The following is a 14,073-nucleotide window of genomic DNA, read 5'->3' as shown; positions in this document are numbered from 1 at the left end:
CAGTCATGAAGGTCTCTTATAACAGCGTATTTGTGCCGGAAGAATGCCATTTCGTCTGCTACAATCGCGCCTCATTTTTTGGATGGATAGCATTTTCACATGGTTTCCGAAACTAAAACCACAGAAGCGCCCACGCTACGTCGTGAACTGAAGGCGCGTCACCTGACGATGATTGCCATTGGAGGCTCCATCGGTACAGGTCTTTTCGTTGCATCTGGTGCAACTATTTCTGCAGCGGGTCCAGGCGGCGCGTTGTTCTCTTATATTCTGATCGGTCTGATGGTGTACTTCCTGATGACCAGCCTCGGTGAACTGGCTGCCTATATGCCGGTTTCCGGCTCGTTTTCCACCTACGGTCAGAACTATGTAGAAGAGGGCTTTGGCTTCGCGCTGGGCTGGAACTACTGGTACAACTGGGCGGTAACGATTGCCGTTGACCTGGTGGCCGCACAGCTGGTGATGAGCTGGTGGTTCCCGGACACGCCGGGCTGGATCTGGAGTGCGCTGTTCCTCGGCGTTATCTTCCTGCTGAACTACATTTCCGTTCGCGGGTTTGGTGAAGCGGAATATTGGTTCTCACTGATCAAAGTTACCACCGTCATTATCTTCATCGTGGTTGGTGTGATGATGATTTTCGGTATCTTCAAAGGCGCTCAGCCGGTGGGCTGGAGCAACTGGACGACCGGTGATGCACCGTTTGCCGGTGGTTTTGCTGCGATGATTGGCGTGGCGATGATCGTCGGCTTCTCCTTCCAGGGGACAGAGCTTATCGGTATCGCGGCTGGCGAATCTGAAGATCCTGAAAAGAACATTCCACGTGCGGTACGTCAGGTATTCTGGCGAATCCTGCTGTTCTATGTGTTCGCGATTTTGATTATCAGCCTGATCATTCCGTACACCGATCCAAGCCTGCTGCGTAACGATGTAAAAGATATCAGCGTTAGCCCGTTCACGCTGGTATTCCAGCATGCGGGTCTGCTGTCTGCGGCAGCGGTGATGAACGCAGTTATCCTGACGGCGGTGCTGTCGGCAGGTAACTCCGGGATGTACGCCTCCACGCGTATGCTTTATACCCTGGCATGTGACGGTAAAGCACCGCGTATTTTCGGCAAACTGTCTCGTGGCGGCGTACCGCGTAACGCGCTGTATGCGACCACCGTGGTGGCGGGGCTGTGCTTTCTGACTTCAATGTTTGGCAACCAGACCGTGTATCTGTGGCTGCTGAATACTTCCGGGATGACGGGCTTTATCGCCTGGCTGGGGATTGCTATTAGCCACTATCGCTTCCGTCGCGGTTATGTGCTTCAGGGTCACGATGTGAAGGATCTGCCGTACCGTTCTGGCTTCTTCCCACTGGGTCCGATCTTCGCCTTTGTGCTGTGCCTGATTATCACCCTGGGTCAGAACTACGAAGCGTTCCTGAAAGACAGCATTGACTGGGGCGGCGTGATGGCTACCTATATCGGTATCCCGCTGTTCCTGATTATCTGGTTTGGCTATAAGCTGACCAAAGGAACCCGTTTTGTTCGCTACAGCGAAATGAAATTCCCGGGTCGCGTGAAGAAGTAATTCTTAACCAGATACGGCAGAAAAAACAAAACCCCGGCATGATGAGTGCCGGGGTTTTTTATTGCGCCTAACTTAGAAGCTGTAAGTCATGCCAACCGTGTAACGACGTCCATCAAGGACGGTGTCGTAGGTATCGTAATCGATTTGTTTATCCAGCACGTTATACACGCCAGCGGTCATCAACAGATCCTTGGTAGCATAGTAACGTAAACCAACGTCGACCTGAGTATAGGACGGGGTGCCCTGTGCCATAGAGGTTCGGCTCAGGTATTCAGAGGTTTTCCCGCGCAGATTCAGACGGCTCCAGAAACCGAGATCCTGCGTAGCCTGCCAGTCCAGCGTCGTGTTAAACATATGCTTCGGCATTTTGTTCAACGGCTGGCCAGAAAACTGACCGCTTTTCTGCTCAGATTCCGTGTAGGTGTAGTTCGCAGTCCAGTTGACGTCGGAGGTTATTTTCCAGCCGAAGGTGGATTCTACGCCGCGCATATTGGCTTTATCGACGTTAACGCGATCGCTGACGAAGTCATAATGGGTGCCGCCGATGGTGCAGGCCGGATCGGAACTGCTGTTACAACGGCGAACTTCGGTGATTTTGTTTTTAAAGTCGGTATTGAACAATGTAACGCCTGCGTTGAGGTTGTTGCCGTTATCCCACAGTAAACCGATCTCTTCGCTGAGGCTTTTCTCCGGTTTCAGATCCGGGTTGCCGACAATGATTCCGTTCAGACGACCACCGCCGGTAACCTGTCCCCAACTGGCAGAAGACTGGCGCAGATCCGGTGCACGATAGCCTGCGGAAACGCCACCTTTTAAGGTCCACTGATCGCTCAGATGCCATACGCCATAGCCGCGTGGCGTCCAGTTGTCACCGTAGTTTTCATCCTTATCCATACGCAGACCGCCGGTCAGCGTGAAGGTATCGGTAACGGCCCATTCATCTTCAGCAAACAGCGCCCAGCTCCAGCGGGTCAGTTTGTTCAGTCCATCAGCAGCTTGCAGCTGGTTGCCGTTATCGCGTAGTTTTTCATAACGGTATTGTCCGCCCAACGTCAGGGTGTGCGCCCCAATGAAGACCTGGTTCTGGTTATTGAAAATCGTGTTGTAGGACTTCATCTGGCGACCGGGGTTATCGGTCTCTTCCTGCTGGACATAGCTGGTGGAGTTGAAGTCGTCGTAATAACCGCTGTGGGTTATTGAGTACGTGGTGTGCACATACTTGTTTTCGCTTTTACTGTTGGGCTTACAGCTTCCGTTACGGCAGTTTTCCTCTGCCATGGATTTGCCTGGCGTACTGTCGCGATCCTGCAATTCACGTGCGTAATCGAAATCGATGTCGTTTTTATCATCTGGCGTAAAGTTCAGGGTTAATCCCCCGCTACGCATACGCTGTTCATTGTAGCCATTTACGATTTCATCTTCTGCGCGGTGGGAGAATAATCCGGTCACCTTCGCGCCAAGTAATCCGTCAATCAGTGGTCCAGACGCATAGGCGTTGGTCTGGTAAATATCGCCGGAGTCTCTGTCTTCCTGGAAAGTGGCATCGCCGTGCAAAGAGCCGGTCCAGGCTTTAGTATTCGACACTTTTTTGGTGATGACGTTAATGACGCCGCCCATCGCATCGGAGCCGTAAAGGGATGACATCGGGCCGCGGATTACCTCGATACGCTCGATGGATTCCAGCGGCGGCAGCCAACCTTGCTCAATACCTGAGTTGTCGCTGTTAGGACGTGTACCGCGGGTGCTGATGCGTTTACCGTTGACCAGGAAGAGCGTGTATTGCGAAGCCATACCGCGAATACTGATATCGCTGCTGCTCCCCCCGCCAGTGACAACGACGCCTGGGACATCTTTTAGCGCATCGGTGATATCTCGATAGGCTTTGTCCTCAATCTGCTGCTTGGTAATAACAGATATTGAAGCCGGGGCATCCTGAATTTTCTGCTCGAAACCGGTAGCGGTAACGACCACGGTGTCTTGTTCAGCGGCATGGCCGAGTGATGGGAGGCAGGCGACGCATACTGCGGCAGCTACAGCCTTAACGTGAGGTATAGTCATTTGTATCATTCCATTTAAATGAATCAAACTGCGCGTCATGTGAAAGGCCATGACAATTGTATGTATTTGTCTTTTAAGGACTCTTTTCAGTAAAGAAGCGGGGGGATTGTACAAAAGTATGAATATTTGTAAACACAAATGATAATAGAAATCATTTGTGTTTGATATGATTTGGAGTGAAATGCTTTTTTAATCAATAAGATAGTTGGGGAAGAAAAAAGGAGAAAAAGTGAAGGAATGATGGAGAAATGAAGAGGGCTTCCGCCCTCAACTCAGGAATTACTTCAGCAGATACTGGGCATGGAAGCGCAGGTGATCCTCAATAAACGACGCAATAAAGTAATAGCTGTGGTCGTAACCTGGCTGGATGCGTAGCGTCATTGGCCATGCGGTCTGACGGGCAGTTTCGGCCAGTACCGCGGGCTGCAGCTGATCGGCAAGAAACTGGTCGCTGTCGCCTTGATCGATTAGCGTCGGAATCGCATCTGCGGGCTTGCTGGCCAACATTAACGCGCAACTGTCCCACTCGGCCCACTGTGATTTATCTTCACCCAGATAAGCGCTAAACGCCTTCTCGCCCCACGGAACGCGGCAAGGATTGACGATCGGCGCAAAGGCGGAAATGCTGGTGTATTTCCCGGGATTTTTCAGCGCCATAATCAACGCGCCGTGACCGCCCATGGAGTGTCCGCTGATGGCGCAGCGATCGCTGACGTTAAACTGCGACTGAATCAGTGCCGGAAGCTCATCACGCAAATAGTCATACATACGAAAATGCGTTGCCCACGGCTGCTGGGTGGCATTGAGGTAAAATCCGGCCCCTTGACCTAAATCGTAGCCATCATCGTTGGCAACCTGCTCGCCGCGCGGGCTGGTGTCCGGCATCACGAGAACAATACCCAGCTCAGCGGCAATGCGCTGCGCGCCTGCTTTGGTAGTGAAGTTTTCATCATTACAGGTCAGGCCCGACAGCCAGTACAGCACCGGAGGCGCGGCGTTATCACGGGGTGGTGGAAGAAAAATACTGAAGGTCATGGCGCAATTTAACGTGGCGGAGTCGTGACGCCAGCGTTGCTGCCAGCCTTCAAAACAGCGGTGCTCTTCAAGCATTTCCATGCGTGGCTCCTTGTTGTGTTGAACCTGAATGTGTTTGCGAACTCATCATAATACAGATTATTCATAGCACTGTGAGTAACTTTCACTTCCGCATTGAGCAAACATACTTCATCATCTATATAACTTTACATTAACACTCGACGTCACCGGGCTGAACGACAAGTGAAATCAGCAACGCTGAAAGGCTGTGCCAATTTCAATAATTATCACGGTGAATACTGGATTATGTGCGCCGCCTCACGCACAATGTTCTGGCTGTGACACAGCCTAAAAACTTTGCCCCATGCAGGGCAGAGGCGCCCCACCTGCAGGAGAAGAAGAAATGTCATCACTCAGTAAAGAAGCGGCACTGGTTCATGAAGCGCTGGTTGCGCGTGGTCTCGAAACCCCGCTGCGCCCGCCCGTGCAAGAGATGGATAACGAAACACGCAAACGTCTTATCTCTGGCCATATGACCGAGATTATGCAATTGCTCAATCTCGATTTGAGCGATGACAGTCTGATGGAAACTCCGCATCGCATTGCGAAAATGTATGTCGATGAGATTTTCTCCGGCCTCGATTACGCCAACTTCCCGAAAATCACCGTCATTGAAAACAAAATGAAGGTGGACGAGATGGTCACGGTTCGTGATATCACGCTGACCAGCACCTGCGAACACCACTTTGTCACTATCGATGGCAAAGCGACGGTGGCGTATATTCCGAAAGATTCGGTCATTGGTCTGTCGAAGATTAACCGCATTGTGCAGTTCTTTGCGCAACGTCCGCAGGTACAGGAACGTCTGACTCAGCAAATTCTCACCGCGCTGCAAACGCTGCTCGGGACGAATAATGTGGCGGTATCGATTGATGCGGTGCATTACTGTGTGAAAGCGCGCGGCATTCGCGATGCGACCAGTGCGACCACCACCACTTCTCTTGGCGGATTGTTTAAGTCCAGCCAGAACACGCGTCAGGAATTTCTGCGCGCAGTACGTCATCACAACTGATTAGGGCAGGAACCATGGAGCGTAATGTCACGCTGGATTTTATTCGTGGCGTCGCCATTCTTGGTATCCTGCTTCTCAATATTAGCGCCTTTGGCTTGCCAAAGGCGGCATACCTCAATCCCGCCTGGTATGGCAACATCACCTTATCCGACGCCTGGACTTGGGCGCTGCTCGATCTCTTCGCGCAGGTAAAATTCCTCACGCTGTTTGCTCTGCTGTTTGGTGCTGGTCTGCAAATGCTGCTCCCGCGTGGTAAACGCTGGATCCAGTCGCGGCTTACGTTGCTGGTGCTGTTGGGATTCATTCACGGTTTACTCTTCTGGGATGGCGATATCCTGCTGGCATATGGCTTGATCGGCCTGATTTGCTGGCGGCTGATCCGGGATGCGCCGTCGGTGAAAAGCTTGTTTAACACCGGCGTGGTGCTTTATTTGGCGGGCGTTGGTGTATTGCTGCTGTTGGGTGTGATCTCCGGGAGCGAAACCAGCCGCGCCTGGACACCGGATGCTTCAGCGTTGCTGTATGAAAAATACTGGAAAGTGAACGGCGGAATGGAAGCAATCAGCAATCGCGTGGATATGATGTCCAATAGCTTGCTGGCGCTGGGTGCGCAATACGGTTGGCAACTGGCGGGAATGATGCTGCTCGGCGCGGCATTAATGCGTAGTGGCTGGCTAAAAGGGCAGTACAGTTTGCAGCATTATCGACGCACTGGCGTTTTGCTGGTTATTATCGGCATGGCGATTAACCTGCCTGCTATCGTCGCCCAGTGGCAACTGGACTGGTCCTACCGCTGGTGTGCCTTCCTGTTACAAGCCCCGCGAGAGTTGGGTGCGCCTTTGCAAACCATTGGTTATGCCGCGCTGATGTTTGGTTTCTGGCCGCAGCTTAGTCGCTTCAAATGGGTCATTGCTATCGCCTGTGTGGGGCGCATGGCATTAACCAACTATCTGTTACAAACCTTAATCTGCACCACGTTGTTTTATCAGGCCGGTTTATTTATGAAATTTGACCGGCTGGAGCTGCTGTTTTTCGTCATCCCTGTCTGGGCGATTAACTTACTTTTCTCTGTCATATGGCTGCGTTTTTACCGCCAGGGCCCGGTGGAATGGCTGTGGCGTCAATTAACCCTGCGTGCTGCGGGGACATCATTACCGCGAACATCCAGATAACGATCTGGATCACATTCATTAACAAAATGGATGTAAGCGCTTTCATTCCTGTGACATCACTCACGCAGTCCGTTTCATTGTGCTGACAAAATACCCAGCCTGGGGTGTCTGTGGGCAGCCGCAATCTAAAACAGGGCAGTGAATATGGTAACCATTCGTGATGTGGCACGGCAGTCTGGCGTTTCTGTAGCGACCGTTTCCCGCGTACTGAACAACAGTGCGCTGGTGAGTCCCGATACGCGTGAAGCGGTAATGAAGGCAGTCACTCAGCTTGGCTATCGACCTAATGCCAACGCACAAGCACTGGCGACGCAGGTAAGCGACACGATTGGTGTTGTCGTCATGGATGTATCAGATGCGTTTTTTGGCGCGCTGGTAAAAGCCGTGGATATGGTTGCCCAGCAGCATCAGAAGTATGTCCTGATTGGCAACAGCTACCATGAGGCGGAAAAAGAACGTCATGCCATTGAGGTGTTGATTCGCCAACGCTGTAACGCGCTGATTGTACATTCTAAAGCACTGAGCGATCGGGAGCTGGCCGAGTTTATGGATCAAATTCCCGGCATGGTTCTGATCAACCGCCTTGTTCCTGGCTACGCACACCGTTGCGTCTGCCTGGATAACATCAGCGGTGCCAAAATGGCTACCCGAATGCTGCTAAATAATGGTCATCAACGCATCGGTTATCTGGCATCAAGCCACCGTATTGAAGATGACGCCATGCGCAAAGAAGGGTGGTTAACTGCCCTGAAAGAGCAGGGGATTGTTGCGGCAGAAAGCTGGGTCGGCACTGGTTCGCCCGATATGCAGGGCGGAGAGTCCGCGATGGTGGAACTGCTGGGGCGTAACTTACAACTGACGGCGGTCTTTGCTTACAACGACAATATGGCAGCCGGCGCGCTGACTGCGCTAAAAGATAACGGCATCGCTATTCCATTACACCTTTCTATCATTGGCTTCGATGATATTCCCATCGCGCGTTACACCGATCCGCAGCTAACCACTGTGCGCTATCCCATTGCCTCAATGGCAAAAATGGCGACGGAGCTTGCGCTACAGGGGGCGGCTGGCACGTTGGATCCGCAGGCGTCACATTGTTTTATGCCAACGCTGGTGCGTCGCCATTCAGTAGCGCTGCGGCAGAATGCGGCACCGATCACTAACTCATAACGTTGCGCGATGTAACCGCTTTCAATATGTGAGTAAATTCACAGTATATTAACAATGCGATAGCTATGATGACACTGTTTGTTGCGCTGTAACTACTATGTAACGGTGAATAATCACTTTCATCGAGGTATAGGTGCCTTAAACAAAAATTAAAGCCTGTTTTTGGAGCGTTGCCAGACACGGAAGAAATATTTTTTAAAAGTGAGCTTCGGCGTTCAGTAACACTTCAGTAACGTTCTGCCTGCCGAGCATTTATCTCAAGTACTACCCTGCATAATAAAACCGGAGATACCATGAATAAGAAGGTGTTGACCCTGTCTGCTGTAATGGCAAGCATGTTATTCGGCGCGGCTGCGCACGCTGCTGATACCCGCATTGGTGTGACTATCTATAAGTATGACGATAACTTTATGTCTGTAGTACGTAAGGCTATTGAAAAAGATGCCAAAGCGGCACCAGATGTACAGCTGCTGATGAACGACTCGCAGAACGACCAGTCCAAACAAAACGATCAGATCGACGTGCTGCTGGCAAAAGGCGTTAAAGCACTGGCGATTAACCTGGTTGACCCGGCAGCTGCTGGCACGGTCATTGAAAAAGCACGCGGACAGAACGTACCGATCGTATTCTTCAACAAAGAACCTTCTCGTAAAGCGCTGGACAGCTATGACAAAGCGTATTACGTCGGTACCGACTCTAAAGAGTCCGGCATTATTCAGGGTGATTTGATTGCCAAACACTGGGCAGCTAACCCGAACTGGGACCTGAACAAAGACGGCAAAATTCAGTTTGTTCTGCTGAAAGGCGAACCGGGACACCCGGATGCTGAAGCACGTACCACTTACGTGATTAAAGAGCTGAACGACAAAGGCATTAAAACTGAGCAGCTGCAGTTAGATACTGCAATGTGGGATACCGCTCAGGCGAAAGATAAGATGGATGCGTGGATGTCTGGTCCAAACGCGAACAAAATTGAAGTGGTTATCGCTAACAACGATGCGATGGCAATGGGTGCAGTTGAAGCGCTGAAAGCGCACAACAAAACCAGCGTACCAGTATTTGGTGTGGATGCGCTGCCTGAAGCGCTGGCTCTGGTGAAATCTGGCGCCATGGCCGGTACCGTCCTGAACGATGCCAACAACCAGGCGAAAGCCACCTTCGATCTGGCGAAAAACCTGGCTGACGGCAAAGGTGCGGCAGATGGCACTAACTGGAAAATTGAGAACAAGATTGTTCGCGTACCGTACGTAGGTGTCGATAAAGATAATCTGGCAGAGTTCACCAACAAATAAATACTCCGTATGTGGGCGCAATTTCATTGCGCCCTTAATAACGCACTCTGCAAGGCCAATAAGGTATAATTATGGTCAGCACACATACTCAGTCGTCAGGCGAATACTTGTTGGAAATGACCGGCATCAACAAGTCCTTCCCCGGCGTTAAGGCGCTTGATAATGTCAATTTAAAAGTCCGCCCGCATTCTATTCACGCCCTCATGGGAGAGAATGGCGCGGGGAAATCAACATTATTGAAATGTCTTTTCGGCATCTATCAAAAAGATTCCGGCAGTATTTTATTTCAGGGTAAAGAAATCGATTTTCATTCTGCGAAAGAAGCGCTTGAAAATGGTATTTCGATGGTACACCAGGAATTAAACCTGGTATTACAACGTTCTGTAATGGACAACATGTGGCTGGGACGCTATCCCACCAAAGGCATGTTTGTCGATCAGGAAAAAATGTACCGCGATACCAAAGCGATATTTGATGAACTGGATATTGATATCGATCCGCGTGCGCGTGTCGGCACATTATCCGTTTCACAAATGCAGATGATTGAAATTGCGAAAGCATTCTCCTATGACGCCAAAATCGTCATCATGGATGAGCCAACTTCATCGTTAACCGAAAAAGAAGTTAACCATCTGTTCACCATCATCCGTAAGCTGAAAGAGCGTGGATGCGGTATTGTTTATATCTCTCACAAAATGGAAGAAATCTTCCAGCTGTGCGATGAAATTACCGTTCTGCGCGATGGCCAGTGGATTGCGACCCAGCCGCTGGAAGGGCTGGATATGGATAAGATCATCGCCATGATGGTTGGACGTTCACTGAACCAACGTTTTCCGGATAAAGAAAACAAACCTGGTGAAGTCATTCTGCAAGTGCGTAACCTGACCTCGCTGCGCCAGCCGTCGATTCGTGATATCTCGTTTGATTTGCACAAAGGGGAGATTCTTGGGATTGCAGGTCTGGTAGGCGCAAAACGCACGGATATCGTTGAAACGCTTTTTGGTATTCGTGAGAAATCATCGGGTACGATTACGCTACACGGCAAAAAGATTAATAACCACAGTGCAAATGAAGCCATCAACCATGGTTTTGCACTGGTCACGGAAGAGCGCCGCTCAACCGGTATTTATGCGTATCTGGACATTGGTTTTAACTCGTTAATCTCCAATATCCAAAACTATAAAAACAAAGTTGGTCTGTTGGATAATTCCCGCATGAAGAGTGATACCCAGTGGGTAATTGACTCTATGAGGGTAAAAACACCGGGTCATCGCACGCAAATCGGTTCACTTTCTGGCGGTAATCAGCAAAAGGTGGTTATTGGTCGTTGGTTATTAACCCAGCCAGAAATTCTGATGCTGGATGAACCGACGCGCGGAATCGATGTTGGTGCGAAATTTGAAATTTATCAGTTGATTGCCGAACTCGCGAAAAAGGATAAGGGGATTATTATTATTTCCTCTGAAATGCCGGAGCTGCTGGGTATTACCGATCGTATTCTGGTGATGAGCAATGGTCTCGTTGCTGGAATTGTTGACACTAAAACAACAACGCAAAACGAAATCCTCCGTCTTGCGTCTTTGCACCTTTAAGATTAGGGGCTCCTCATGAGTGCGTTAAATAAGAAAAGTTTTCTTACTTACCTGAAAGAAGGCGGAATTTACGTTGTTCTTTTGGTTTTGCTGGCGATTATTATTTTCCAGGATCCCACTTTCTTAAGCTTACTGAACCTGAGTAATATTCTCACGCAATCCTCGGTGCGTATTATTATCGCATTGGGTGTGGCTGGACTGATTGTTACCCAAGGGACCGACCTGTCGGCGGGGCGTCAGGTTGGCCTGGCGGCAGTGGTGGCGGCAACTCTGTTGCAGTCGATGGAGAATGCCAACAAGGTGTTCCCGGAAATGGCGACGATGCCGATCATTGTAGTGGTGCTGATTGTCTGCGTGATTGGCGCCATTATCGGTCTGGTGAACGGTATTATCATTGCTTATCTGAACGTAACGCCGTTTATTACCACACTGGGTACGATGATTATCGTTTACGGGATCAACTCCCTGTACTACGACTTCGTCGGTGCATCGCCAATTTCTGGCTTTGACAGTGGATTCTCAACCTTTGCGCAGGGCTTTATTGCACTGGGCAGTTTCCGACTCTCCTACATCACATTCTATGCGCTGATTGCGGTGGCCTTTGTGTGGGTGCTGTGGAACAAGACCCGCTTCGGTAAAAACATTTTCGCCATCGGCGGAAACCCGGAAGCTGCGAAAGTGTCCGGTGTAAACGTTGCGCTGAACCTGCTGATTATCTATGCGTTGTCTGGCGTGTTCTATGCCTTCGGTGGTTTGCTGGAAGCAGGGCGTATCGGCTCTGCGACCAACAACCTCGGCTTTATGTATGAGCTGGATGCGATTGCGGCGTGCGTGGTTGGTGGCGTGTCGTTCAGCGGCGGGGTAGGTACCGTGTTTGGCGTAGTGACCGGTGTGATTATCTTCACCGTCATCAACTACGGTTTGACCTACATCGGCGTGAACCCTTACTGGCAGTATATTATCAAAGGCGGCATTATCATCTTCGCGGTCGCGCTGGACTCACTGAAGTACGCGCGTAAGAAGTAATCTGGGAAGAGAAAAATAAAACCGGTGCAGAGGCTTTCTGCATCGGTTTTTTATTTGATAAAGAGTAACCAGATACCAGTGAACAGTGCACCAATGGCCATACCGAAATAAACGATGATATAGCTCCAGTAAGTGCTGGGTTCTTTAGCGCGAGAAATGATCATTGGCGTCTGCGAACCTTTCACGGTTTTCTCGACGATACCGGAACGCAGTCCCTTCAGGCCTTCTCTGCACGTCCAGAGAACAATCATCAGTACGCCAGTAACGATAAAGATCGTTTTTCCTTCCATGCTTATTTTCCTTGTTTCTTTTGTAATTCGAGTAATTGTTCAGGCGTGACCGCCGGATACCCCTGCGCATCGTCCGGTACCTGATGCATGGTAGGGATGGGCACCAGTGGGCCTAAAAAACGAGGCTCACGTTTGAAAATGTAGAGATCGGCGAGTGCGCCAAAACGGGCACCAAATTCACGTACCCGCACGGTGAGCATATCTTTTGGCGAAGGCACCGCATAGCACTGAGCCTGAATACCCATATGCAGCGCAATAAACAAGGCGCGCTCACAGTGGAATCGTTGAGTAATAATGATGAAATCGTTGGTATCGAATACTTTACGCGTACGCACGATGGAGTCGAGCGTGCGGAACCCGGCGTAATCAAGCACGATGTCAGCGGGATCAACGCCTGCGGCAATCAGATCCTTACGCATCGTCATGGGTTCGTTGTAGCTTTGCTGGGCATTGTCGCCGCTTAACAGCAGATAGTTTACCTTCCCGCTGTTATAGGCGTTCAATGCGCCCTGAATGCGGTAGCGGTAATACTGATTGATGACGCCGGTGCGGTAATACTTCGCCGTGCCCAGAACCACACCGACCTGGCGGTAGGGTAAATCCTGCAGTTCGTCGTAAATGTAGGGAGCAGTCTTCCAGCTCATCCAGCGATCGAGTCCAAGCACAGTCAAAAGCAGCAAGCCTAACAGGACTAACAGGCTGTAAAACACGCGCTTTAACATGCAGAAAACTCGTTATTTGGATGGAATTTCAATCAGGCTACTGTACCGGAAGACGTAGCGCAAGAAACAGCAGTCTGATTGAGGGGATTTTAGGCATTCTGCATAGTGCCGGATGGCGGTGTAAACACCTTATCCGGCCTACGAACTGGCGTTATTGAGTCGATTAACCCAGGAGAACGCGCTCAATATTATTGCAGCCCAGTGCTTTCAACGTGGCGGAGGTCGCATCCCACTGAATCAACGGCGCGTCGGCTTTTTCAGCCAGCACGGCGCGTTGGATATCTGGATAATCATAACCGTTCAGATTCAACAGGTTTAACGCGCCCTGCAGCGGTGGCAGGGTCGGGTTAAAGGCGGCATTTTCAGCATAGCTGCCGCTAAAAATACGGCCATCTTTACACTCCAGCGCCACGCCGCTTGGGGATTTGCTGTACGGCATATGACATCTGTTGGCAGCGGTGATTGCCGCTTGGGTCAACGCATCGCCCTGCAGTGCGAAGCCGTGATCCTGATCGTCCATCAGCAGCGTTTTAATCTCCAGATCTTTCGGGCCGAAGGCATCTGGCAGGTAATCACGCAGCACGTGTGGCGCACGTCCCGGCAGATGAATACGTAAATCCAGTCCGCTGTTCAGTTCGTTCATAAACTGGCGACAGTGGCCGCACGGCGTGTAGTTGACGGTGATGGCGGCGAGCCCTTTTTCACCGCGCAGCCAGGCGTGGCTGATAGCGCTTTGCTCGGCATGAACAGTTTGCTGCATGGTCGCGCCCAGGAACTCCATGTTCCCACCGAAGTACCAGTTGCCGCTGATGCCGCGAGAAATTGCCCCAACGTTGAAGTTGGACAGCGGAGTACGTGCGCAGGCCGCAGCCAGCGGCAGCAGAGCGAATGCCAGCGCGTCTTCGTCCAGTCCCGATTCGCGTTTTAGCAAAGAGACCTGCTCAGCAGTCAGCATGGCGGGGAAATGTGCATCCGCCAGAACAGGGGCCAGGGCTGATTGCAAGTTATCCGCGAGTTGGGCAAAAGCAGTTTGAAAACGTGGATGCATGGCGATGCCTCATAACAATGTAATGGA

Annotated in this window: 12 protein-coding genes; 7 read left to right on the top strand and 5 right to left on the bottom strand. The window is 50.8% G+C overall.

Annotated features, from left to right (window positions below; translation table 11 throughout):
- The first annotated feature begins 99 nt into the window (after positions 1-99).
- Positions 100-1,569, top strand: a complete 1,470-nt coding sequence (gene lysP, locus OGY13_RS18485) for a lysine-specific permease (protein WP_003834517.1) — start codon at positions 100-102, stop codon at positions 1,567-1,569.
- 72 nt (positions 1,570-1,641) lie between these two features.
- On the opposite strand, the gene OGY13_RS18480 is transcribed toward lysP, so the two are convergent.
- Entirely contained in the window at positions 1,642-3,627 is a 1,986-nt protein-coding gene (locus OGY13_RS18480; protein WP_213752770.1) for a ligand-gated channel protein, read from the bottom strand.
- A gap of 279 nt (positions 3,628-3,906) precedes the next feature.
- The gene (gene fghA / locus OGY13_RS18475; RefSeq protein WP_213752769.1) at positions 3,907-4,743 is read right to left on the bottom strand and encodes an S-formylglutathione hydrolase; all 837 of its coding nucleotides are present in this window, start codon (positions 4,741-4,743) and stop codon (positions 3,907-3,909) included.
- Between the two features lie 322 nt (positions 4,744-5,065).
- Between fghA and folE the strand changes: the two genes are divergently transcribed.
- The 6 genes from folE to mglC all read left to right on the top strand — a co-directional run bounded on the left by folE (position 5,066) and on the right by mglC (position 11,986).
- A complete protein-coding gene (folE, locus tag OGY13_RS18470; RefSeq protein ID WP_003027410.1) occupies positions 5,066-5,734 on the top strand; it encodes a GTP cyclohydrolase I FolE in 669 nt (222 codons plus the stop codon).
- A 14-nt stretch (positions 5,735-5,748) separates the two neighbouring features.
- Positions 5,749-6,906 carry a DUF418 domain-containing protein YeiB gene (yeiB, locus tag OGY13_RS18465; RefSeq protein WP_079934539.1) on the top strand — a complete coding sequence of 386 codons (1,158 nt, stop codon included), beginning with the start codon at positions 5,749-5,751 and terminating at the stop codon, positions 6,904-6,906.
- Positions 6,907-7,050: 144 nt separating this feature from the next.
- The gene (gene galS / locus OGY13_RS18460) at positions 7,051-8,076 is read left to right on the top strand and encodes an HTH-type transcriptional regulator GalS (protein WP_032943995.1); all 1,026 of its coding nucleotides are present in this window, start codon (positions 7,051-7,053) and stop codon (positions 8,074-8,076) included.
- 293 nt (positions 8,077-8,369) lie between these two features.
- Positions 8,370-9,368, top strand: coding sequence for a galactose/glucose ABC transporter substrate-binding protein MglB (gene mglB, locus OGY13_RS18455; RefSeq protein ID WP_003027399.1), 999 nt, complete (start codon positions 8,370-8,372; stop codon positions 9,366-9,368).
- Positions 9,369-9,439: 71 nt separating this feature from the next.
- Complete coding sequence (gene mglA / locus OGY13_RS18450) at positions 9,440-10,960, top strand: galactose/methyl galactoside ABC transporter ATP-binding protein MglA (RefSeq protein WP_003027396.1); 1,521 nt, start codon at positions 9,440-9,442, stop codon at positions 10,958-10,960.
- 15 nt (positions 10,961-10,975) lie between these two features.
- Positions 10,976-11,986 carry a galactose/methyl galactoside ABC transporter permease MglC gene (gene mglC / locus OGY13_RS18445; protein WP_003027393.1) on the top strand — a complete coding sequence of 337 codons (1,011 nt, stop codon included), beginning with the start codon at positions 10,976-10,978 and terminating at the stop codon, positions 11,984-11,986.
- Between the two features lie 50 nt (positions 11,987-12,036).
- Here mglC and OGY13_RS18440 read toward each other — a convergent pair whose 3' ends face one another.
- The 3 genes from OGY13_RS18440 to cdd all read right to left on the bottom strand — a co-directional run bounded on the left by OGY13_RS18440 (position 12,037) and on the right by cdd (position 14,046).
- Complete coding sequence (locus tag OGY13_RS18440) at positions 12,037-12,276, bottom strand: DUF2542 family protein (protein ID WP_213752768.1); 240 nt, start codon at positions 12,274-12,276, stop codon at positions 12,037-12,039.
- A 2-nt stretch (positions 12,277-12,278) separates the two neighbouring features.
- Positions 12,279-12,998: an outer membrane permeability protein SanA gene (gene sanA / locus OGY13_RS18435; protein WP_003027383.1), complete on the bottom strand. Its 720-nt coding sequence runs from the start codon at positions 12,996-12,998 to the stop codon at positions 12,279-12,281.
- A gap of 163 nt (positions 12,999-13,161) precedes the next feature.
- Positions 13,162-14,046: a cytidine deaminase gene (gene cdd / locus OGY13_RS18430; RefSeq protein WP_079934537.1), complete on the bottom strand. Its 885-nt coding sequence runs from the start codon at positions 14,044-14,046 to the stop codon at positions 13,162-13,164.
- Between the last annotated feature and the right edge of the window lie 27 nt (positions 14,047-14,073).

Source organism: Citrobacter sp. Cpo045 (genome assembly GCF_030332875.1).
Classification (GTDB): Bacteria; Pseudomonadota; Gammaproteobacteria; order Enterobacterales; family Enterobacteriaceae; genus Citrobacter; species Citrobacter portucalensis.
The sequence above is the reverse complement of the archived record's forward strand: the minus strand, read 5'-3'. Positions and strand labels throughout refer to the sequence as shown.

Coding starts and splice junctions, on each gene's coding strand:
- lysP (WP_003834517.1), top strand. CDS start 100: ATGGTTTCCGAAACTAAAACCACAGAAGCGCCCACGCTACGTCGTGAA.
- galS (WP_032943995.1), top strand. CDS start 7,051: ATGGTAACCATTCGTGATGTGGCACGGCAGTCTGGCGTTTCTGTAGCG.
- folE (WP_003027410.1), top strand. CDS start 5,066: ATGTCATCACTCAGTAAAGAAGCGGCACTGGTTCATGAAGCGCTGGTT.
- mglC (WP_003027393.1), top strand. CDS start 10,976: ATGAGTGCGTTAAATAAGAAAAGTTTTCTTACTTACCTGAAAGAAGGC.
- mglA (WP_003027396.1), top strand. CDS start 9,440: ATGGTCAGCACACATACTCAGTCGTCAGGCGAATACTTGTTGGAAATG.
- sanA (WP_003027383.1), bottom strand. CDS start 12,998: ATGTTAAAGCGCGTGTTTTACAGCCTGTTAGTCCTGTTAGGCTTGCTG.
- OGY13_RS18440 (WP_213752768.1), bottom strand. CDS start 12,276: ATGGAAGGAAAAACGATCTTTATCGTTACTGGCGTACTGATGATTGTT.
- mglB (WP_003027399.1), top strand. CDS start 8,370: ATGAATAAGAAGGTGTTGACCCTGTCTGCTGTAATGGCAAGCATGTTA.
- OGY13_RS18480 (WP_213752770.1), bottom strand. CDS start 3,627: ATGACTATACCTCACGTTAAGGCTGTAGCTGCCGCAGTATGCGTCGCC.
- fghA (WP_213752769.1), bottom strand. CDS start 4,743: ATGGAAATGCTTGAAGAGCACCGCTGTTTTGAAGGCTGGCAGCAACGC.
- yeiB (WP_079934539.1), top strand. CDS start 5,749: ATGGAGCGTAATGTCACGCTGGATTTTATTCGTGGCGTCGCCATTCTT.
- cdd (WP_079934537.1), bottom strand. CDS start 14,046: ATGCATCCACGTTTTCAAACTGCTTTTGCCCAACTCGCGGATAACTTG.